The sequence below is a fragment of the Candidatus Omnitrophota bacterium genome (assembly GCA_028716565.1).
Classification (GTDB): domain Bacteria; phylum Omnitrophota; class Gorgyraeia; order Pluralincolimonadales; family Pluralincolimonadaceae; genus Pluralincolimonas.
Window position 1 is genome coordinate 78,469 of sequence record JAQUPL010000006.1, and the last position, 22,857, is coordinate 101,325.

Annotated in this window: 15 protein-coding genes, 2 tRNA genes and 2 rRNA genes; all 19 read left to right on the forward strand. The window is 52.2% G+C overall.

The window, feature by feature from the left end:
• The first annotated feature begins 46 nt into the window (after nt 1-46).
• Nucleotides 47-3,877, forward strand: a complete 3,831-nt coding sequence (locus tag PHO67_06770) for a tetratricopeptide repeat protein (protein ID MDD5546839.1) — start codon at nt 47-49, stop codon at nt 3,875-3,877.
• Nucleotides 3,878-4,047: 170 nt separating this feature from the next.
• Nucleotides 4,048-4,512, forward strand: a complete 465-nt coding sequence (locus PHO67_06775; protein ID MDD5546840.1) for a ribosome maturation factor RimP — start codon at nt 4,048-4,050, stop codon at nt 4,510-4,512.
• Between the two features lie 13 nt (nt 4,513-4,525).
• Complete coding sequence (gene nusA, locus PHO67_06780) at nt 4,526-5,725, forward strand: transcription termination factor NusA (protein MDD5546841.1); 1,200 nt, start codon at nt 4,526-4,528, stop codon at nt 5,723-5,725.
• Nucleotides 5,726-5,728: 3 nt separating this feature from the next.
• Nucleotides 5,729-7,867: a translation initiation factor IF-2 gene (gene infB, locus PHO67_06785; GenBank protein ID MDD5546842.1), complete on the forward strand. Its 2,139-nt coding sequence runs from the start codon at nt 5,729-5,731 to the stop codon at nt 7,865-7,867.
• A gap of 2 nt (nt 7,868-7,869) precedes the next feature.
• Nucleotides 7,870-8,850 carry a tryptophan--tRNA ligase gene (trpS, locus tag PHO67_06790; GenBank protein MDD5546843.1) on the forward strand — a complete coding sequence of 327 codons (981 nt, stop codon included), beginning with the start codon at nt 7,870-7,872 and terminating at the stop codon, nt 8,848-8,850.
• Entirely contained in the window at nt 8,847-9,650 is an 804-nt protein-coding gene (locus PHO67_06795; protein ID MDD5546844.1) for a segregation/condensation protein A, read from the forward strand. The genes trpS and PHO67_06795 overlap by 4 nt, the downstream gene beginning before the upstream one ends.
• Nucleotides 9,637-10,353, forward strand: a complete 717-nt coding sequence (gene scpB, locus PHO67_06800; protein ID MDD5546845.1) for an SMC-Scp complex subunit ScpB — start codon at nt 9,637-9,639, stop codon at nt 10,351-10,353. Before PHO67_06795 ends, scpB begins: the two co-directional genes overlap by 14 nt.
• The gene (gene pheA, locus PHO67_06805) at nt 10,235-11,293 is read left to right on the forward strand and encodes a prephenate dehydratase (GenBank protein ID MDD5546846.1); all 1,059 of its coding nucleotides are present in this window, start codon (nt 10,235-10,237) and stop codon (nt 11,291-11,293) included. The genes scpB and pheA overlap by 119 nt, the downstream gene beginning before the upstream one ends.
• An 11-nt stretch (nt 11,294-11,304) precedes the next feature.
• A complete protein-coding gene (gene hisC / locus PHO67_06810; GenBank protein MDD5546847.1) occupies nt 11,305-12,396 on the forward strand; it encodes a histidinol-phosphate transaminase in 1,092 nt (363 codons plus the stop codon).
• A gap of 1 nt (nt 12,397) precedes the next feature.
• The gene (gene aroF / locus PHO67_06815) at nt 12,398-13,411 is read left to right on the forward strand and encodes a 3-deoxy-7-phosphoheptulonate synthase (protein ID MDD5546848.1); all 1,014 of its coding nucleotides are present in this window, start codon (nt 12,398-12,400) and stop codon (nt 13,409-13,411) included.
• Complete coding sequence (locus tag PHO67_06820) at nt 13,401-14,243, forward strand: prephenate dehydrogenase (GenBank protein MDD5546849.1); 843 nt, start codon at nt 13,401-13,403, stop codon at nt 14,241-14,243. The genes aroF and PHO67_06820 overlap by 11 nt, the downstream gene beginning before the upstream one ends.
• Nucleotides 14,240-14,938, forward strand: a complete 699-nt coding sequence (cmk, locus tag PHO67_06825) for a (d)CMP kinase (GenBank protein ID MDD5546850.1) — start codon at nt 14,240-14,242, stop codon at nt 14,936-14,938. The genes PHO67_06820 and cmk overlap by 4 nt, the downstream gene beginning before the upstream one ends.
• A gap of 3 nt (nt 14,939-14,941) precedes the next feature.
• Entirely contained in the window at nt 14,942-15,559 is a 618-nt protein-coding gene (locus PHO67_06830; protein MDD5546851.1) for a lysophospholipid acyltransferase family protein, read from the forward strand.
• A gap of 56 nt (nt 15,560-15,615) precedes the next feature.
• On the forward strand, nt 15,616-17,178 hold the full coding sequence (gene rpsA, locus PHO67_06835) for a 30S ribosomal protein S1 (protein ID MDD5546852.1): 1,563 nt from the start codon (nt 15,616-15,618) through the stop codon (nt 17,176-17,178).
• Between the two features lies 1 nt (nt 17,179).
• Nucleotides 17,180-18,373 (forward strand): tyrosine--tRNA ligase, encoded by a 1,194-nt coding sequence (gene tyrS / locus PHO67_06840; GenBank protein MDD5546853.1) that lies wholly within the window; start codon nt 17,180-17,182, stop codon nt 18,371-18,373.
• A gap of 313 nt (nt 18,374-18,686) precedes the next feature.
• A 16S ribosomal RNA gene (locus PHO67_06845) occupies nt 18,687-20,252 on the forward strand.
• Between the two features lie 119 nt (nt 20,253-20,371).
• A tRNA-Ile gene (locus PHO67_06850) sits at nt 20,372-20,448 on the forward strand.
• 6 nt (nt 20,449-20,454) lie between these two features.
• Nucleotides 20,455-20,530 (forward strand) — tRNA-Ala (locus tag PHO67_06855).
• A gap of 108 nt (nt 20,531-20,638) precedes the next feature.
• Nucleotides 20,639-22,857: ribosomal RNA gene (locus PHO67_06860) — 23S ribosomal RNA — on the forward strand; the annotation flags it as partial.

Consider the following 22,857-nt stretch of genomic DNA (forward strand, 5'->3'; position numbering starts at 1 on the left):
TTCCAAAAAGGCAAAGTACCCGTTATGGTAAACAGGTCATAAAATCATGCTTAGAAATATATTAAAAGCCGTTCTTGTCTCCGTACTTATTTTTTCGACATCCGGTTCCGCACAGTCTTTCGATTTTAACGTCACCTCTGGCACTGCCTCCTCGACTATCCAAAAACTCTCCCAGAAAGAAAACAAGACAGCGGACGATTATCTGACATTGGGCTGGGCGTATTACGCTTTTAAGAACGACGTGAAAGAAGGCGCGGCAAACCTTGAAAAAGCGCTTGAAAAAGACCCCGGCCTCTACGAGGCGCATCTCCTCTTAGGCTTGCTTTATAAGTCTAAAGGGGAATACGAAAAGGCCCTCCCACACTGGCTTAAGTGCTTCGATTCTGACCGCCCGGAAAACGCCGTACTGGTCTATTATGTGCACTCCTTCATGTTTTCTCTTGATAACGTCAGGAAGATAATGGCCGGATATGAGCGTATTATAGGGTCTACCAAAGAAGAGTTGATCAAGCCCCACGCATATTGCTGGCTGGGGTATTATTACGCCGTCCTCGGGGACGCGGCCAAAGCGAAAGAAGCCTACGGGAAGCTGGGTTACATCAAGGACTGGCTCGTGATAGGGTCGTTCGATAATAAGGAGAATACCGGGTTTAACGCCGTCTACCCTCCGGAAACCGAGATCGACCTCGTAAAAGAGTACGACGGAAAAAGCGTAAAAGTGAAATGGCGCAAACTGGCGGGGCTGTCTACTTCGCAGTTGGTGGATTTTGACAGCGTGTGCTATCCGAACGAGTCGGCGACAGGATACGCCCTGACTTATGTTTTCTCCGGCGAGGACCGTGATGTCGCGTTAAGGGTAGGAAGCGATGACAGCGTCAAGGTATGGCTTAATGATAAGTTGATCATACAGAACGAGAAATACCAGGCCTGGTTCCCCGACCAGAGCGAGGCCGGCGCTATCCTGCGTAAAGGCTGGAATAAAATTTTAGTAAAGGTCTGCGAGGGATGGGGAGACTGGATGTTCGGACTGCGCATCACCGATGTCAACGGGCGTCCGCTGGAAGCTCTGGGTTATTCCGCCGAACCGAAACCTTATACGAGCGAGGCTGCCGCGCTTACGCTTCCCGGCAAAACACCCGTTATAAGGACGATAAAAAATATTTTAAGGGAAAAGGCAAACAAAGATCCCGGTAATTATTTTAGCGCTTACATGCTCGGGGAATGGCTGCGCACCCTTGATCTAAAGAAAGAATCGATAGACGAATTCGCGCCCCTCGTCCAGAAAGAGCCCCATTGCGCTATCTTCAGGTTCGGGTTGGCGAAGGCGGAATCGAACTACGGCGATGACGAGAAAGCCTTGGCAAACTATAAAGAAACGATAACCGATAACCCCGAACACGCGGAAGCCCTGATAGATATGGCGCATCACTTCTATCACAACGAAATGAACGAACAGGCCCTTGACTACATAAAAAAGGCCGAAAGCGCCTCTCCCGGATACATAGAAAACTACATCCTGACCTCGTTGATATATTCCGACAAAGATTGGTACAAGGACGCTTACGATACGGCGAAGACGGGGCTTGCGAAATATCCCGAGTCGACGCGCTTGTTAGCCCGCATGGCAAACTGCGCCGCCGATCTTTTTAAAGTGGACGAAGAGATGAGATATTACGAAAAGATCATGGAATTGAATGCCTGGTACTGGCCGAGCCGGTATCGGGATTTTGTCGATCTGTGCGTTTCAAGGGGGGAGTTGCCGAAGATCGAAGAGATCTATAAAGGAAGGGCCGCCCTTTATACCTTCGATTCCTCATTTTATGATGAGTTGGCCGATATTGCCCGGAAAGCCGGGGATTATCAAAAGACCATAGAATATTGCGATAAAGGATCGGAGATATCGCCGGATAACTATGTGTTTTATGTGACGAAGGGATCGACTTATTATTTGATGGGCAAAAAAGAAGAAGCGATACGGGAATGGGAGAAAGCCCTGGAACTGAACCCGGGTTACACCTGGTTAAGGGATAAAATAAAATTTGTCAAAGGGGAAGAAAAGACCGTAATTGACAAGTATGCCGAAACCGAGGGTTCAGCGGAGGACCTGCTTAAGGCCGGTGATATTTCAAAGAAATACCCTCTCGCGGACGCGGTGTTTATCCTGGATAAGAGTATCCACGATGTCCACGATGACGGCTCCAGCGAAATCCTGACGCATCGCATAATCAAGATAATGACCAAAGAGGGGATCGACAAATTTACGGCCATCGACTTGCCTGGGGGCAGCAACCTGGAGATAGAAAAAGCAGTGGTCAGGAACCCGGGCAAGACGGATACCGAGATCACCGAGATAGATTTCAAAAAAGGGAAATTATACCCCGCCGGCCTGAAAGAAGGGTCGATAATCGAGTTTAAATGCAGGGCCAACCATTCCGGCGGCCTCCTCAGGGGCCGGTACTACACGTTCCTTCCTTTTAACAACCTCTTTCCGGTCTACAAGGCGGAAGTAGTCGTCATCGTCCCGAAGGGAAAAGAAGTTAAAGTATATAAAAAGGATGAAAGCGTCGGTTACTCTACGGAGGCGCTCGAAGATAAAATAGCCCATGTGTGGCGGGGCGATTACAGGGATCCCATAAAATTGGAACCCTTCATGCCGGTTTTCAACAGCTATTGTTCGATAATCGCGGTATCGGATATCCCCTCGTGGGACTATTTGGCGGATTGGGAAAATAATCTTATAGATGACCAGCTGGAACTGGACCCTTCGATCAAAGCGCAGGTAGACCAGCTTACAAAAGATAAAAAGACCCAGGAAGAAAAGGTGACGGCTATATACAGCTATCTCGGCAATAATATCCATTACCTGTCCCTTAAACACGCGGTTTTTGGCTGGAAACCGAACAGGGCCACAAAGATATTCAAAGACGGGTACGGCGATTGCAAAGATATGGCTACTTTGATGATAGCGATGCTGAAGAGCTTAGGAATAGACGCGTATTTGGCGCTTTTAGACACCAAGCCGTATTATGACATGATCACGGACATCCCGATCCCCGTAGCGAATCACGCTATAGTCTACATTCCCGAGCTCGACGGCAAAAAAACGGGATTATTTATCGATGTCACGGCCGCCTCATCATATAATTACGGCACGGTCCCGTGGTGGGACGAGGGGGTAACGGCCATAATCCTTAAGCGGCCCGGATATGAATTAGCCCGGATACCGTGGTCAAGAGCGGATGATAATGCGTTCATCACGAAGGCGGATATTATCCTGTCAAAAGGGGACCAAAGCAAATTCAAGGTGGAGATAAAGTGCTACGGCCAGGCAGCAGGCATGCTAAGACCGGAAGCGCGTAAGGATAATTGGAGCGACCGCCTTGTCTCGTCTCATTATCTGGGCAAATATATACAGGGGATATCGTCGTTGAAGGACCGGACCGATAACGGATCGGACATGACCAAGCCTTTTACGGTGTATGCCGAATTTTCAGCCGCATCGCCTTTTAAAAAAGCTGAGGCGGGAAAATATGAGTTGGCGCCCGTATTCGCCCTCAGGTCGATGCAGGATTATGCGCCTCTGGAAAAAAGGGTGAACGACCTGGATATTTATTATGCCTTTACCGAGGTTAATGAAGAAAATTTAACTATGCCCGAGAACTTTAAGATCGTCTCTACCCCGGAGGACGTCAAGATCGACAATGAAATAGTTTCTTTCGAAAGGTCTTACGAGCTGAAAGGCAACGTCTTAAAACTGAAATGCGTATTTTCGATAAAGAAACCCTTGATAAAGAAAGAGGAATATCCGGCATTTAGGGATAAGCTTATCGAGATAGACAAACTTGATGAAAGGCACGTGATATTCAGCGTCAAATGAAGGGTATCGGGGCCGCGACCCGAGAGGTCTACGCCAAAAATCCCCTTGACACCATAGCTTAGCCGTAGTATACTAACCTTACATTTAGCACCACTTTTTAAAAGGAGAAGTGGGTAAAAAACTACCCGCTTTTTTTGTTGTCTTTTTCCTGAAAAAAGCCCCAAATAGCCATGGAAGAGAAAGTTATACTGGAAAAGGTAATTGAGCTTGCCGCGCCGCTGCTGTCCGGAGCGGGTATAGAGCTGGTCGACCTGATTTACCGCAGGGAGACGGGCGGGATGATCCTGCGCTTCACGGTTGACAAGGCCGGCGGGATAACGGTCGGCGAGTGCGGCGCCCTGAACCGTAAAATAGCGGACATCCTCGACGAGGCGGACCCGATAGACGGTCCCTATGTGCTCGAGGTGCAGTCTCCGGGCCTCGACAGGAAGCTCGTCAAAACGAGCGATTTCGAGAGGACGATAGGCAAGGATATATTTGTGGTCACTTACGGCCCGGTAGAGAACAAGAGGGAGTTCACCGGGAAACTGAAGTGGGTAGGCGAGGAGAGCATAAAGTTAGAATTTCCTGCGGGCGGTGAGGTGACGATCCCCCGTAACATGATAGCGAAAGCGAAGCTTCACTTCGAATTTTAGAAAAGGAAAAGATATGAACGGAGAACTTTTGTCGGTTTTGGACCATCTGGAAAGAGAAAAAGGCATCGACCGCGAGGTCCTGATAGCGGCCGTCGAAAGCGCTTTGGTGAGCGCCGCAAAGAAGGCGCTCGGATCGCAGACCGAGGACGTCGAGGTAAAGATGGACAGGAAGTCCGGCGAGGTAACGGTATTCTCGGGCGGGAAAGAGGTAAAATCCGGGGATTTTGGCCGCATAGCCGCGCAGACAGCCAAGCAGATCATCATCCAGAAGATCCGCGAGGCCGAGCGCGACGTCATATTCACCGATTACACCAGCCGCGTCGGCAACGTCGTGACCGGCACCGTATACAGGTTCGAGAAGGGGAACATAATCGTTGACCTCGGCAAGACAGAGGGTTTCATCCCTAAGAGCGAGCAGTCATCCAAAGAGAATTTCAGGCAGGGCGACCGCATTAAGGCGTATGTCGTTGAGGTAAAGAAGACCGGCAAAGGCCCGCAGATAGTCTTATCGCGCGCCAATACCGGCCTTGTGAAGAAACTCTTCGAGCTCGAGATACCCGAGATATACGAGGGCATAGTTGAGATAAAGTCCATCTCGAGGGAAGCCGGGGACAGGACGAAGATCGCCGTATTCTCAAAAGACGAGAAGATAGACTGCGTGGGAGCGTGCGTCGGCATGAGAGGTTCGCGCGTAAAGAATATAGTCAAGGAACTCCAGGGCGAGAAGATAGACATCGTCCGGTGGAGCGATGACACAAAGGAATATATACTGGCGGCGCTCAATCCCGCGAAGATATCCACTGTAAAGCTGGATAAAGAGGCGAGGCGGGCGCAGGTGACGGTCGACGATGACCAATTAAGCCTCGCCATCGGGAAGAAAGGCCAGAACGTCAGGCTGGCGTCGAAGCTGACCGGCTGGGAGATAGATATCAAGCCGAAGGCCGCGCTCCTTGAAGGTGCGCTCGCGCAAGAGAAGAAGGCGGCGGAGCCGGAAGAAGCGAAGGAAGCGGGTAAAGAAGAGAAAGAGGGAGTTCCGGATATATCATCGCTCGAGGGAGTAGGGCCGAAGACCAAAGGGTTGTTTGAGGAAGCCGGCCTCGATTCAATAGAGAAGATAGCCGCATCCTCCGTAGAGGAACTTACCAAGATAAAAGGCATAGGCGAGAAAACGGCAGAAAAAATATTAAAAAGCGCGAAGGGGCTGGCAAAATAAAATATGAAGAAGGCTAAAGAAGAGAAGAAAAAGGAAGTAAAAAAGAAGCCTGTCAAGGCGTCGGCTAAACCAAAGGTCGCGGTTAAGAAGATCAAGCTCGCGATTCCGGCCAAGGAAAAGAAAGTCGTTAAGGCCAAGATCACAGCTCCGAAGCTTGAGGCCCCGAAACCAGAGGTCAAGCCCGCGCCTGTGCAGCCTCCGGTTGCGCCGAAAGTTGAGGCGCCAAAGCCTGCTCCGAAGCTTGAGGCACCGAGGGCCGAAAGGCCGTCTCCAAAAGCAGAAGAAAAAACGGTCCGGAAGCCAGAAGTAACTCCTCCGGCTCCGCCTGTTCCCCCCGTACCTAAAACTGAGATTAAGCAGGTACCAGCGGCTCCTCCGGTCAAAAAAGAACCCGTAAAGATAGAATGCAAATTCCCCATAACCATAAAAGACCTCGCCGTGAAATTGAACGCCAGGCCCAATGAATTGATAATGAAACTAATGAAACTTAAGGTCATGGCGACGATAAACCAGGCGGTCGACTATGACGTGGCGAGCCTTATCGCCGCCGATTACGGATTTGAATTTGTAAAACCGTTGACGCAGGAAGAGGAATTGACAAAGGCGCTTGATGTCGAGGATAAGGCCAAATTGGTCTTCCGCGCGCCGGTCATCACATTGATGGGCCACGTCGACCACGGCAAGACGTCTCTGCTCGATGCGATAAGGAAGAGCCGCGTGACAGAGCAGGAGTCCGGCGGTATCACCCAGCATATCGGCGCGTATGAAGTGGCTGTCGGAAAGGGCCATATCACATTTTTAGATACTCCGGGACATGAAGCGTTTACAGCCATGAGGGCGCGCGGCGCGCAGGCGACCGATATCGTAATTTTAGTCGTCGCGGCGGATGACGGTGTCATGCCCCAGACAAAAGAAGCCATAGACCACGCGCGCGCGGCCGGAGTGCCGTTAATCGTCGCGATGAATAAGATAGATAAGGCGGAAGCGAACCCGGACAGGGTCAAGAAGCAGTTGATGGATATAGGCCTCATGACCGAGGACTGGGGCGGCAAGACTATCGCCGTCGGAGTCTCGGCGAAGACCGGCAAGGGCATCGATGAGCTTTTGGAGATGCTCCTGCTTGAAGCCGAGATGCTCGAGCTCAAGGCCGACCCTACCAGGGCGGCAAAGGGCGTCGTCATCGAAGGAAGGTTATCGAAGGGCGGCGGGCCTATCGCTACCGTCCTCGTCCAGAAAGGCACATTGCGCCCCGGCGATACGGTCGTCGCGGGACAGCATTACGGCAAGGTCAGGGCTATGATAAACGACCTCGGCCACAGGATAAATGAAGCGCCGCCGTCAAAACCCGTAGAGATATTGGGCCTGGCCGGTGTACCTGAGGCCGGCGATGTATTCTTCGTAGTGGCCGATGAGAAGGCCGCGAGGGAGATCGTCAACAGGCGCCTGGACGTTGCGAAAGCTAACCACTTGCAGCCTGTAAAGAGGATAACCCTCGAGGAACTTTCCCAACAGGTAAAGGAAGGGAAAGCCAAGGAATTAAAGGTGATCCTCAAGGCCGACGTGCAGGGTTCGGCCGGGGCTCTCGAACAATCGATAAAGAACCTTGAGACTAAAGACATCAAGCTCGATGTGATACATTCCGCTGTCGGCAGCATAAACGAGTCGGATATCATGCTCGCCGCGGCTTCAAACGCCATCATAATCGGTTTCCACGTCGACCTTACGCCCGAGGCCGCGCCGAAGGCGAAGCTCGAGGAGGTCGATGTCAGGTTATACAGGATAATTTACGAGGCGATCAACGACATAAAGAGCGCCATGGAAGGTATGCTCGAGCCGACGATCTCCGAGGTCTTCATGGGCCGCGCCGACGTCAGGCAGGTCTTCAAGGTCAGCAAGGCCGGGACGATAGCCGGCTGCTTCCTTGCCAAGGGAAAGGCGGTAAGAGGCGCGTTGTGCCGCCTCTGGAGGGACAAGGATAAGGTCTATGAGGGAAGGATCGGCTCATTGAAGCGGTTTAAAGACGATGTCAAGGAAGTCGCCGAAGGTTTCGAGTGCGGCATATCCCTCGATAACTTCAGCGGCATAAACGCCGGCGACGTGATAGAGATATACGAGTTGAAAAAGACAGCGAGGAAATTGTAAGGATGAAGAAACGCATCTTAAGCGGGATGCGCCCGACCGGAAAATTACACCTGGGGCACCTGGCAGGCGCGCTTAAGAACTGGGTCGGGATGCAGGAGAAATACGACTGCTTCTACATGGTGGCGGACTATCATGCGCTGATGAGTGAGTATGCGGATCCATCCGCCATGAAGGAGAACGCGATAGATAACGTCGCGGATTTTCTCGCGTGCGGCCTCGATCCCGACAAGTCGGTGATCTTCGTTCAATCGCACGTGCCGGAACATCTTGAATTGGATATGATACTTTCGGCGATAACGCCGTTATCGTGGCTCGAGCGCTGCCCGACATATAAGGAGCAGCTGAGGGAAGTCGAGGGGAGAGACCTCGCGACATACGGGTTCCTCGGATACCCTGTCTTACAGGCGGCCGACATTTTGATATATAAAGCAAATGCGGTCCCTGTGGGCGAGGACCAGTTGCCTCACCTCGAGCTCACGAGAGAGATAGCGCGCAGGTTCCGGCATTTTTACAAGAAGGAGATATTCCCGGAGCCGGAGGCGATAATGACCGCCACACCAAGGTTGTTAGGGGTGGACAACAGGAAGATGTCGAAGAGCTACGGCAACGCGGTCAACCTCTCGGACTCCCCGGAAGAGATAAAGAAGAAGATAAAGTCGATGATAACCGACCCGAAGAGGATAAGGAAGGATGACCCGGGCCATCCCGACATATGCAACGTATATTCGTATTATAAATTTTTCTTCCCCGAAGAGATAGGGAACCTGTCCGAGGAGTGCAAGGCCGGCAATATCGGCTGTGTAGAGGACAAGGGCAAGCTCGCGGACTGCATAGTCGAGCTACTGAGGCCCATACAGGAAAAACGTAATAAGCTTATCAAAGACAGGAAAGAGATCGAAGCCGTCCTTGAGAAAGGCGACAGGAAAGCCCGTGAGTTCGCCCGCGGCACAATGGACGAGGTAAAGAAGGCAGTCGGTATATGACCTATAAGGTAAAACTTGATGTCTTTGAAGGCCCGCTCGACCTTCTGCTTTATCTGATAAAAAAAGAAGAAGCCGACATCTTTGACATCCCGATCGCGAAGATCACCGAGCAGTACCTCCAGTACATCGAGTACATGAAATTGCTGGACCTTAATATCGCCGGCGAATTTATCGTGATGGCCGCGACATTGATGCACATCAAGTCGCGCCTCTTATTGCCGCCGGATGAGCAGCCGCCGCTTGAAGAGGAAGAAGAGGACCCGCGCGCCGAACTCGTGCGCAGGCTCATCGAATATAAGAAGTTCAAGGAAGCGGCCGGCGAACTTTCGGAGATGGAGCGGAGAAGGTCTTTGGTATTCCCGCGCTCGGTGGATGAGGCCCAGTATATCGACAAGACCGAGGGGCCGTATTTCGAGGCGTCGATATTCGACCTCATAAACGCTTTCTCGACGATACTGAAGTCGGTATCGAGGGAGGCTTTCCTCGAGGTCGTTAAGGATGAATACACGGTCGAGGAGAAGGTCCATGAGATATTCCACCTCCTCGTCGAACAGCCGGTAATAAATTTCAGGGACCTGTTCAAGAGGTCGAAGAACAGGCTCGAGCTTATAGCGACTTTCCTGGCGCTTTTAGAGCTCATAAGGGTCAAGGAAGTTTCGGTAAGGCAGCGCAGCATGTTCGGCGAGATCGAGGTCGTCCGAAACGCGGACAAGATCAACCCGAAACTGAAGGCGATAGCAGGCGGAGGGCAAGGTCCCTCGCAAAGCGAGGGGGAGGCCACACAGAGTGGAATCGAGTGAGCTGAAAAAAATAATAGAGGCGCTTCTTTTTGCTTCCGAGAAGCCGATAGCCGTAGAGCAGATGAAAGAGGTCATTGAGGAAGTCGAAACGAAGGATATAAGGGCCGCCCTCGTCGAGCTTATGACAGAATACGAGACGCTCGGCAGGAGTTTTAAGGTCTACGAGGTCGCCGGCGGTTACCAGATGGTCACGGCGCCCGAGTTCGCGGATTACCTGAAGAAGTTTTACAGGGTCAAGTCGAAGGATAAGCTCAGCAAGCCTGCCCTCGAGACCCTTGCGGTAATAGCTTACCGCCAACCGATAACCAAGTCCGAGATAGAGGACATCCGCGGCGTCAACGTAGACGGCGTGGTCGAGACGCTCGCGGACAGGATGATGATAAGGATAACCGGCAGGAAGGACGCGCCGGGCAGGCCGATACTCTACGGCACGACGAAGGAATTTTTGGACAGGTTCGGGTTGAGTTCGTTGAACGAGCTGCCGAAGCTCGGCGAATTCACCGAAGCCGACATCGATGTAAACGAATTGAAACAGGGACTGGCAAAAGAAGGAATCGAAGGAACCGAAAGCCAGGAGGTAAATGATGGAACTGGAGAAGTTGCGCAAGCAGATAGACCTGCTGGACTCGAAACTGGTCAACCTGCTGAACCGGAGGGCGAGCCTAAGCCAGAAGATAGGCCGCCTGAAGGCGAAAGCAAGTAAGGCCGTTTATTCGCCGGACAGGGAGAGGATCGTATACGAGGGGATCTCCGCGCATAACGGAGGGCCGCTCTCGAACGAGTCTTTACAGGCGATATACAGGGAGATAATGTCAGGCTCGCTCTCGCTCGAGAAGCCGCTGAAGATAGCTTATATGGGGCCGCCGGCAAGTTTCTCCAATATCGCGGCGCTCAAGAAATTCGGCTCATCGGTCCGGTACCTTCCGGTAAATACGATCACGGATGTCTTCGCCGAAGTCGAGCACGGCAGGGCGGATTACGGTGTCGTCCCGATAGAGAACTCTATAGAGGGCGCGATAAACTACACCCTCGACATGTTCATGGAATCCGACTTAAAGATATGCTCGGAGATCTCGATAGAGATATCGCATAATCTTTTGGCGAAGTGCCGGATGGACCGGATAAAGAAGATATATTCCAATCCGAGCGTCATCGGGCAATGCAGGATGTGGCTCGAGGCGAACCTGCCGCGCGTTGAGTTGATAGAGGTCTCATCGACTACAAAGGCGGCGGAGATGGCGGTCAAGGAGAGGGGCACGGCCGCGATAGGGTCGAGCCTGGCCGCCGATTGCTATGGGCTCAATATCCTCGCGCGTTCGATAGAGGACAGCCCGCATAATATGACAAGGTTCCTGGTAATAGGAAAAGTCGAGAACAAACAGACCGGCAAGGACAAGACGTCGATAATGTTCGCGGTAAAGGACAGGGTCGGCGCGCTTCACGATATGCTGGTGCCGTTCAAGAAGAGCAGGATAAACCTGACGAAGATAGAGTCGCGGCCGTCGAAGAAGAGGGCGTGGGAGTACCGCTTCTTCGTCGATATGACAGGCCACCATGAAGACGCGGCCATAAAGAAGGCGCTTAAGGAACTTGAGCGCGTCTGCACGAACTTAAAGATACTCGGGTCTTACCCGATACCATAAAAGGGAAGAGGATGAGCAGGTTAGCTAAAAAAGGCGTAATGAATATAGAGCCCTACCAACCGGGCAAACCTATAGACGAGGTCAAGAGGGAGCTCTTGCTGGAGGAGGTCTATAAACTCGCCTCAAACGAGAACTCGCTCGGCCCCTCGCCCAAGGCGGTGGCCGCGATAACCAAGGCGCTCAAAAGCCTGAACCGTTACCCTGACGGCAACTGCTTTTACCTCAAGACTAAACTTGCGAAGAAGCTCAAGGTAAAACCGGAGAACATCACCTTTGGCAACGGCTCGGACGAGCTGATAGCCGTGATGGTCCAGGCATTTATGAACGAGGACGAGAACGCGGTCATCGCGGATCCCACGTTCCTTGAATACCGGCTGATAACCGAGGCATACGGCAGGGAGGTAAAAGTCGTCCCGTGCGTCAACCTCAAATACGACCTCGACGGGATGCGGAAGGCGATAGACGGCAAGACAAAGCTTGTCTTTATCGCGAATCCTGACAACCCGACCGGGACGTATATCAGCGACAAGCAGATAACGAGATTCCTCGAGAATATCCCGGATAATGTCATCGCCGTGATGGACGAGGCATATTATGATTTTGTCGACGCGAAGGATTATCCGGACACGATGAGGCACCTGAAGGACAAGAACCTCATTATATTGCGGACCTTCTCGAAGGCATACGGGCTCGCAGGCCTTAGGGTCGGCTACGCCCTGGCGAGTACCGAACTTATAGAATGTATGAACAGGGTCAGGCAGCCATTTAACGTGAACTCATTGGCGCAGGTCGCGGCGCAGGCAGCCATCGATGATGCGGATCACCTGAAGAAGACCAGGGAGACGGTCCTTAAAGGTAAGAAGTTTATCTGTAGCGCACTGGATAAGATGGGCGTCGCGTATGTCCCGAGCCAGACTAATTTCGTGCTCGTAGACGTAAAGCGCGACAGCTGGGAGTTTTTCCAGAAGCTCCTGAGATACGGCGTGATAGTCAGGGATATGAAGCCGTATAAGCTGGAGAGCTATATCCGCGTCACGATAGGGACCGATAAAGAGAACAAGAAATTTTTGGAAGCTCTTAAGAAGGTATCGAAGGAGATATAGGATGATAATCGTCTTAAAACCCGAAGCTACAGAATCGCAGATAAAGCATATAGTAGAGAAGGTCAAGGCGCTCGGCCTGAAGCCGATGATATCGAAGGGCGTCGAGCGCACCATCATAGGCCTGATAGGCGAGGAAGACGTGCTCCGCTCCACTCCGCTCGATGTCTTTCCCGGCGTCGAGAAGGTCATGTCGATCCTCGCGCCGTATAAGCTCGTCTCGCGGGAATTCAAGCACGAGAGCAGCGTAATAAACGTGGGCAAAGTCAAAGTGGGCGGGAAGAAGATAGCGGTCATGGCCGGGCCGTGCTCTATCGAGAACCGCGAGATGCTTATCCATATAGCGAAGGATATAAAGAAGGCCGGCGCCTCGGTTTTGCGCGGCGGCGCCTTCAAGCCCCGCACTTCGCCTTACAGTTTCCAGGGATTAGGCGAGGAAGGGCTCAAATACCTGAAAGAAGCGCGCGAGAAGACCGGCCTGCCTGTCATCACCGAAGTAATGGATATCCGCGACATCGCCCTGATCGAGAAATACGTTGATATCCTCCAGGTCGGCGCCAGGAATATGCAGAATTTCAATCTATTAAAGGAAGTGGGATTATCGAAGAAGCCGGTGCTCCTGAAACGCGGCATGTCGTCGACCATAATCGAGCTGTTGATGTCGGCCGAATATATATTGTCTAACGGGAATTTCAACGTCATGCTCTGCGAGCGGGGGATAAGGACTTTTGAGGACCAGACGCGTTTCACGCTGGACCTGAGCGCCGTCCCGGTCCTTAAGAAACTGACGCATCTGCCGGTCATAGTCGATCCCAGCCATGCCGCGGGCAAGTGGGGATATGTCCCCGCCTTGTCTAGGGCCGCTATAGCCGCCGGCTGCGACGGGCTGATAGTGGAGGTCCATCCTAAACCCGAAGAGGCGTTCTCGGACGGCGCGCAGTCGCTCGTCCCGGATAATTTTAACAAGATGATGAAAGATCTTAAGTCCGTAGCTAAGGCGGTCGGGCGTGATATTTAAAAAAGTGGCGATAATCGGGGTCGGCCTTATCGGCGGCTCCATCGGCGAGGCCTTGAAGAAGAAGGGCCTGGCCGGGACAGTGGTGGGCGTAGGGCACAGGGCTTCCTCGATAAATGAGGCCTTGGCCCGCGGCGCGATAGATAAAGGGACGCTCGATGCAGTTAGGGGCGTCGCCGGTGCCGATCTCGTGATAATAGCGACTCCGGTCTGCCTTATACCCGGGGCCGCGAAGAAGATATCGCGTTCCCTGAAAAAAGGCTGTATCGTCACCGATGCCGGAAGCACTAAGGCCGAGATAGTCGCCTCGCTTGAACGTATTTTACCGAAGGGCGTGGATTTTGTCGGCTCGCATCCTTTGGCCGGTTCGGAGAAACGGGGCATCGTATTCGCGCAGGATAATTTATTTAGGGGTTCGATCGTCATAATGACCAAGACAAAGAAGACAAAAAGAGCGGCGCTGGCTAAATTGAGCAGGTTCTGGAAGTCCCTCGGCGTGGAGAGGGTCGTAATAAAATCACCTGAGGAACACGACAGGATAGTCGCGGAGATAAGCCATCTTCCGCATATTGCCGCCGCCGCGATCATCAATACGGCAAGCGACAAGTCGCTGGAATTCGCCTCGAGCGGATTCAAGGACACGACCCGCATCGCGGCGAGCGATCCCGTCATATGGCGCGATATATGCGTGACGAACAGGAAAGAGATATTAAAGGCGCTTGAAAGATATGAGCGCAATATCGCCAGGCTTAAGAAACTGATAAAGAGCGGCTCGGCCTCCCGCCTGAGCAGGGAATTCGAGCGTTCTAAAGCGAGGAGGGAGAAGCTAAGTTGAGGCGTCCAGTTATCGCTATCGATGGCCCTGCCGGTTCAGGGAAGAGCACCGTAGCGAAACTCGTAGCGCAGAGGCTCGGCTTCCTATATATAGATACCGGGGCGATGTACCGCGCGCTCACCGTTAAGGCGCTGCAGACAAAAACTGACTTAAACGACGAAACGAAGCTCGGCGCGCTCGCAAGGGCGACCGATATAAAGTTAGAGCAGTCCAGCGGTTCATTGAAAGTTTACCCTCACACCAAAAATTTTAGTGCGAGGGTCTATCTTGACGGCGAGGACGTGACCTCCGAAATAAGGACGCCTGAGATCACGAACAAAGTCAAATATATCGCGCGCGCGAAACCCGTCCGAGAATGCATGGTCGCCAAACAGCGCAAGCTTGGAGAAGAAGGCGGCACGGTGATGGAGGGCCGCGATATCGGGACTGTAGTCCTTCCGGACGCGGACAAAAAGTTTTATATCGACGCCTCATTTGACGTCAGGGTGGCCAGGCGGCACAAGGAATTGAACGGGAACGGCGCCGCCTTAACCGAAGAGGAAGTAAGAAAAGACCTTAAAATACGCGACGAGAGCGATTTCAACCGCGCTATCGGCCCGTTGAAGAAAGCCGATGACGCGATAGTCGTAGATACGACAGACCTGACGATAGAAGGCGTCGTGGATAAAGTCTTGAGTATTATAAAGGCCTTATAGATAATGATGTATTTCCTTGTAAGAAATACTTGCAAGCTGTTCCTTTCCATGTATATGGGTTTCAGGGTTTACGGGCAGGAGAATATCCCTAAGAAGGGGGCTTTTATCCTGGCCAGTAACCACGTAAGCCATCTCGACCCGCCGGCTATGTCGGCCGCTTCGCCGCGCAGGCTTCGTTTTATGGCGAGGCGTACCTTGTCAGATAACTGGTTGTTCAGGCAGGTGGTCGGCAGGTGCAATTTGATCCTTGTAAACAGGGACAAGGGGGATATCGGAGCTATGAAGACGGCGATCCGCCTCCTCAGATCCGGTAAGGCAGTCTTTCTATTCCCGGAAGGGACGAGAAGCGAGACCGGACAGATGAACGAGGCCCAACCCGGCATCGGTTATTTGAGCCTAATGACAGGGTCGCCTATCGTTCCGGCTTATGTAGAGGGAACGGATAAGGCCCTGCCCAAGGGCGCGAAACGCATAATACGTACGCCAATAGCCGTACATATAGGAGATCTGATCGATCCCAAAAAACTCGATCTTCCGCGCGACAAGAAGGAGGCCGCGCAAAAACTGGCCGATCACGTCGCCGGGGAGATCAAGCGCCTGGGAGACTCAGTAAAGAAGTAAAACCGAAAAGCAATAAGAACTAAAAAATCCAAAAGAAAGAAGGGAGTTACACGGAAATGGTTGATGAGAAGCATGAAGAAATGTCCAAGATCTACGAGGACAGTTTTAAAGACATAAAGGAAGGCGATATCGTAAAAGGCAGGGTGATCGGCATCACGGCGAAGGATCTTGTCATCGATATCGGTTACAAGTCCGAAGGCGTTATCTCGTTCGAGGAGTTCAACGACCCGAAATCGATAAAGGTCGGGGACGAGCTGGATGTCCTCATCGAGGCGAAGGAGAATGACGAGGGCATGGTCGTCCTTTCGAAGAGGAAGGCCGAGCGCATGCAGGTCTGGGAGAAGATAATCGCCGAGCGCAAGGAAGGCGATATGGTCCCTGGCCGCGTCACCAAGAAGGTAAAAGGCGGACTCACGGTCGATATCGGAGTAGAGGCGTTCCTGCCGGCGAGCCAGGTCTTTTTAAAGGGCTTCGGCAACTTGAACCAGCTTTTAGGCCAGGTCCTTAATTTTGTCATAGTAAAGATCAACAAGCCCAGGAAGAACATCGTCGTTTCCCGTAAAGACGCCATAATCAGGGAAAGGGACGTAGCCAAAGGCAAGATGATGGAAGAGCTCAAACCGGGACAATTGATCCCCGGCGTCGTGAAGAACATCACCGACTTCGGCGCGTTCATCAATATAGCTCCCGGTGTCGACGGGCTATTGCATATCACCGACATGTCATGGGGAAGGATATCCCATCCTAGCGAGTTGGTCGCTGTCGGCGACAAGATAGAGGTTGTGCTCCTGTCGCTCGATAAGACGACCGGCAAGCTTTCTCTCGGCCTCAAGCAGAAGACGCCGAACCCATGGGAACAAGTCGTCACCAAGTATCCCGTGGGAAGCAGGGTCAAGGGCAAAGTGGTAAACCTCGTCCCTTACGGCGCGTTCGTCGAGCTCGAGAAAGGCATCGAAGGACTCGTCCATATTTCCGAATTCTCGTGGACCAAGAGGATAGGACATCCTTCCGAAGTCCTCGCTATCGGGGATATGATAGAGGCGGTAGTCCTCAATATAGATAAGGACAGCCAGAAGATCGCGCTCGGCATCAAACAGACCGAGATGAATCCCTGGACCGAGGTCGCCGGAAAGTATCCCGTCGGCACGCAGGTCAAGGGCAAGGTCCGCTCGTTCATCGATTACGGCGCGTTCATAGAACTGGAAGAGGGGATAGACGGGCTGCTCCATAATACCGATATCTCCTGGACCAGGAAGATCAACCATCCTTCGGAAGTATTGAAGAAGGGACAGAAGATAGACGCGGTGGTCATGTCTGTCGACGCCGAGAACAGGAAACTGGCGCTAGGTATGAAACAGTTGGTGCCGGACCCTTGGCCGGAATTCGTCGCGAAGTTCCAACCCGGCACTGTCGCCGAAGGGACGATAACGAAGATAACGAACTTCGGGCTTTTTGTCGAACTCTCTCCGGACCTCGAGGGCCTTGCCCATATATCCGAGCTCCCGGTCGAGGCGACAGGCAAGCTTGAAGAGTCATATAAAGTCGGCGACAAGGTGACCGTCAAGGTCCTGCGCGTCGATGATGCCGAAAGAAGGATCGCTTTAAGCCTGAAGGCCTAAAATGGACACAGTAAAACAGCTTGAGATAATTAAGCGCGGCGCGGTAGAGATAATAAACGAATCCGCCTTGGCCGGTAAGCTGAAAAAGAAGAAACAGCTTGTCATCAAGGCGGGGTTCGACCCGACTGCGCCGGACATCCACCTCGGCCATACCGTCTTATTAAGGAAGCTGAGGCATTTCCAGGACCTCGGCCACAAGGTCATCTTCCTTATAGGGGATGCGACCGCCCTGGTCGGAGACCCATCGGGCCAAAACCAGGCGAGGAAGGTCCTCACCAGGGAAGAGATAGAGAAGAACGCCAAGACCTACGAGAAGCAGGTCAGCAAGATACTCAAGACCGGCGATAAGGAACTCTTCGAGCGCATGCATAACAGCTCGTGGTTCGCGAAGTTCGGTTTTGAGCACCTCGTCCAGCTCGCCCAGCGCTATACGGTGGCGCGCCTGCTTGAAAGGGATGATTTCCAGAAGAGGCTGAAAGAGGGCAAGCCTATAAGCTTTCTCGAGCTCTTTTACCCCCTGATGCAGGGATACGATTCGGTCATTCTTGACGCGGATATCGAGATCGGCGGCACCGACCAGAAGTTCAATATGCTCGTCGGCCGCGACCTTCAGGAGGCCTACGGCAAGGAGCCGCAGGTCGTCATCACGATGCCGCTTTTGGTCGGGACCGACGGCGTCCAGAAGATGTCCAAGTCCTACGGTAATTATATCGGCATAAACGAGACCGCTAAAGAGATCTTCGGGAAAGTGATGTCGGTCTCGGATGAGCTGATGTTCGGCTATTATGAGCTGTTGACCGATGAGGATATGCAGAAGGTCAAAGCTATGCATCCGATGGATGCGAAGAAGAACCTGGCGTATCTTATCGTAAAAGATTACCATGGTGAAGAAGCCGCGGCGGCGGAGAAGAAAAGCTTTGAGGATGTTTTCCAGAAAAGGAAGGACCCGGCCGACGCTCCGGTAAAAAAACTTTCCGGCGGGCCGCTTAGCCTGAACCAGGTTTTTGACGGCGCGAGGGAAGAGTTCAAGGCCATGGGCATAGACTCCCGCAGCAAGCTGCTCTCTTTATTGGGGCAGGGGGCCATAAAGCTCGACGGGGAGAAGGTAAGCGACGCGGCCAGCCCGTCTTTCGTGCCCGGCAAGCGCCATCTCCTGAAGATAGGCCGCCATTTCCTTAATGTCGATCTTTCGTAGGGAAAAATAATTAAAAAAGTGCTTGACAAGCTTCTCCTATGATGGTATCCTTGTCAGTTACCAAAGCGGCAACTTGTATTTGTTACCGGTTTTTTGGGATGGCAAAATAACTGCACTTCGCTGCCAGGAAGGAGAAAAAAGAGTTTGAAAAAACTCTTTGACAGATCTGGATGAAGTAGAAAAAGAGAGGATGCAGTCGTCCCTGTAAATTCAGGCATCGTCTTCGATGCCTTTTTTGTTGCCTAAATTTTCCGATCTTTGAAAATTGAATAGCCAAGTTCAACCGAGCGAGAAAGTTGGGGTTAACTCTTATTTTTTGGAGAGTTTGATCCTGGCTCAGAGTGAACGCTGGCGGCGTGGTTTAGGCATGCAAGTCGAGCGGATCTAGATTGACTTGAGTGGCCGCAAGGCTGCAAGAGTTGGTCTAGATTAGCGGCAAACGGGTGAGTAACACGCGGGTAATCTACCTTCGAGACTGGCATAACACTTGGAAACGGGTGCTAATTCCGGGTAAGACCACGGCACCGCATGGTGCTGTGAGAATAGGCGGGGAACCGTAAGGTCCTGCCACTTGAAGATGAGCCCACGTCCTATCAGCTAGTTGGTGGGGTAATGGCCTACCAAGGCGACGACGGGTAGCTGGACTGAGAGGTCGGTCAGCCACACTGGGACTGAGACACTGCCCAGACTCCTACGGGAGGCTGCAGTCGAGGATCTTTTGCAATGGGCGAAAGCCTGACAATGCGACGCCGCGTGAGGGATGAAGGTTTTCGGATCGTAAACCTCTGTCGAGGGGGATGATGGCTTTTTGGGTTAATAACCCAAAAGGTTGACAGTACCCTTGAAGGAAGCCACGGCTAACTCCGTGCCAGCAGCCGCGGTAATACGGAGGTGGCAAGCGTTACTCGGATTCATTGGGTGTAAAGGGCGTGTAGGCGGTTACGTAAGTTGAATGTGAAATCCCACGGCTTAACCGTGGAACTGCATTCAAGACTGCGCGACTTGAGGATGGGAGAGGAGAATGGAATTCCCGGTGTAAGGGTGAAATCTGTGGATATCGGGAGGAACACCAGTGGCGAAGGCGATTCTCTGGCCCGTTTCTGACGCTGAGAAGCGAAAGCGTGGGGAGCAAACAGGATTAGATACCCTGGTAGTCCACGCTGTAAACGATGAGCACTAGGTGTTGGTCCTTCATTGGGCCGGTGCCGCAGTTAACACATTAAGTGCTCCACCTGGGGACTACGACCGCAAGGTTGAAACTCAAAGGAATTGACGGGGGCCCGCACAAGCGGTGGAACATGTGGTTCAATTCGACGCTACGCGAAGAACCTTACCAAGGCTTGACATGTAAGTGGTAGTGAAGCGAAAGCGGAACGACCTCGCAAGAGGAGCTTACACAGGTGTTGCATGGCTGTCGTCAGCTCGTGTCGTGAGATGTTGGGTTAAGTCCCGCAACGAGCGCAACCCCTATCTTTAGTTGCTACTCGCAAGAGAGCACTCTAACGAGACTGCCTCCGATGAGGAGGAGGAAGGTGGGGACGACGTCAAGTCAGTACGGCCCTTATACCTTGGGCTACACACGTGTTACAATGGAGTGTACAGAGAGATGCAAGTCCGTAAGGCGGAGCTAATCTCTAAAGCATTCCCCAGTTCAGATAGAGGGCTGCAATTCGCCCTCTTGAAGCCGGAATCGCTAGTAAGCGCGGATCAGCTACGCCGCGCTGAATACGTTCCCGGGCCTTGTACACACCGCCCGTCAAGCCAACCGAGTCAGCTGCACCCGAAGACCCGCGCAAGCGGATCGAAGGTGTGACTGGTGAGGAGGGCTAAGTCGTAACAAGGCAGCCGTACCGGAAGGTGTGGCTGGATCACCTCCTTTCTAAGGAGAATTGTCCTAAGAAAGTTATAATGCAGTAAATAATCCTTTGCTTTTTCGTCCGCGAGGACTTGGCTGTTCAATTTTATCCATATTTTGGTGAACCATACGATAACCGAATTGGGCCCATAGCTCAGTTGGTTAGAGCACAGCCCTGATAAGACTGGGGTCAGTGGTTCGAATCCACTTGGGCCCACCAATTATCGGGCCTGTAGCTCAGCTGGGAGAGCGCCTGATTTGCATTCAGGAGGTCAGGAGTTCGATCCTCCTCAGGTCCACCAAAATATATGAATTAGAGCGGATTTAGTTTCGTAAGCATTAGCTTACGAATATGCTCTTTGACAACTGCATAGTAGTAAGGTCTTTTTGGCTACAATTTCGAGAATTGTGGTCAAGCTACAAAGGGCTTATGGTGGATGACTTGGCACAAACAGGCGACGAAGGACGTGGTAAGCTGCGATAAGCCTCGGGTAATCGCAAACAGATTCTGATCCGAGGATTTCCGAATGGAGCAATCCACTGGGATTCATCTCCCAGTATCCCGCTCTGAAAATTTAAAAATAGGGGCGGGAGGCAAAACCGGGCAAACTGAAACATCTCAGTAGCCCGAGGAAGAGAAAAAGCCATTGATTCCCTCAGTAGCGGCGAGCGAAAGGGGAATAGCCTAAACTCCGCAGCAATGCGGAGGGTTGCGGGACCAAATCTGGCCGTAAGGCCGGCTTTGTGTATATTCATAGTTGAACAGCCTGGAAAGGCTGACCAAAGAAGGTGATAGTCCTGTAAATTAAATGAATATACCGAGGCTGGATTTGGCACCCAAGTACAACGGGACACGTGGAACCCTGTTGGAATCCGGCCCGACCACGGGCCAAGGCTAAATACTAGTTTGTGACCGATAGCGCAAAAGTACCGTGAGGGAAAGTTGAAAAGAACTCCTTTAAGGAGAGTGAAATAGTACCTGAAATCGTAAGCCTACAAGCTGTCTGAGGACTATGTCTGCCGCAAGGCAGAAATGTCTAAGGGCGTGCCTTTTGCATAATGATCCTGCGAGTTACTTGTGTGCAGCGAGGTTAATCAGCATTAAGCTGAGGAGCCGTAGCGAAAGCGAGTCCGAATAGGGCGTCCAGTTGCATGCAGTAGACCCGAAGCTGGGTGATCTATTCTTGGCCAGGCTGAAGCGTGAGTAAAATCACGTGGAGGGCCGAACCCGTTAGTGTTGAAAAACTATGGGATGAGCTGAGAATTGGAGCGAAAGACTAATCAAACCCAGAAATAGCTGGTTCTCCCCGAAATAACTCTAGGGTTAGCCTCGTGTAAATGGGCGACAGGGGTAGAGTACTCGATGGGCTAAGGACCCCACCAGGTTGCTGAACCCAACGAAACTCCGAATACTGTCGTACCTTATCACGGGAGTCAGCCTACGAGGGATAAGCCTCGTGGACGCGAGAGGAACATCTCAGACCGCTAGCTAAGGTCCCTAATATACGTTAAGTGGCAAAGGATGTGGATTTACACAGACAACCGGGATGTTGGCTCAGAGGCAGCCATCATTTAAAGAGTGCGTAACAGCTCACCGGTCGATCGCGAGTCCGCGCCTACAATGATCGGGGCTAAACGTATAACCGAAGCTGCGGATTATATCATCTTCGGATGATGTAGTGGTAGGGGAGCATTCCACGTTAGAGTGAAGGTAGACCGAGAGGACTACTGGACGAAGTGGAAGAGATTATGCAGGAATGAGTAGCGAAAAAGCACGTGCGAAACGTGCTCACCGAAAGTCTAAGGTTTCCTGGGGAAGGTTAATCCGCCCAGGGTTAGTCGTGCCTAAGCTGAGGCCGAAAGGCGTAAGCGATGGACAGTGGGGCAAAATATTCCCACACCATCTATTTGGCGCTATCAGTACAGAGCGACGCAGGAGGTTAAGTCTACCCGGTTTTGGATATCCGGGGTTGCGCTCGTAGTATTCCGCGCAAGCGGGATACAAGGGGCGCGAGGATCCCAATCTACGGAACGGGAGAACTGGCCCACACCATACTGCCAAGAAAAACCTCTGTTACGAGTCAAGTAGATGCACGTACCGCAATCCGACACAGGTAGACGGGCATAATATGCTCAGGTGATCGAGAGAACCCTCTTTAAGGAACTCGGCAAAATGACCCCGTAACTTAGGGAAAAGGGGTGTCTCCGTTGGTAAGCTGTACAAGCAAGCTGACGGGGATCACAGTTAAGAGGATCAGATGACTGTTTAGCAAAAACACATCACTCTGCTAAGTCGTCGATACAAGACGATGTATAGGGTGTGACACCTGCCCGGTGCTGGAAGGTTAAGGGAAAGGGTTAGTCCGAGCAATCGAACGAAGCCTAGAACTGAAGCCCCAGTAAACGGCGGCCGTAACTATAACGGTCCTAAGGTAGCGAAATTCCTTGTCGGGTAAGTTCCGACCCGCACGAATGGTGTAACAATCTGATCGCTGTCTCAAAGAGGGGTTCGGCGAAATTGTAGTGGCGGTGAAGATGCCGTCTTCCCGCGAATAGACGAAAAGACCCCAGAACCTTTACTGTACTCTGGTATTGGATTTTGGTCCAGTATGTGTAGGATAGGTGGGAG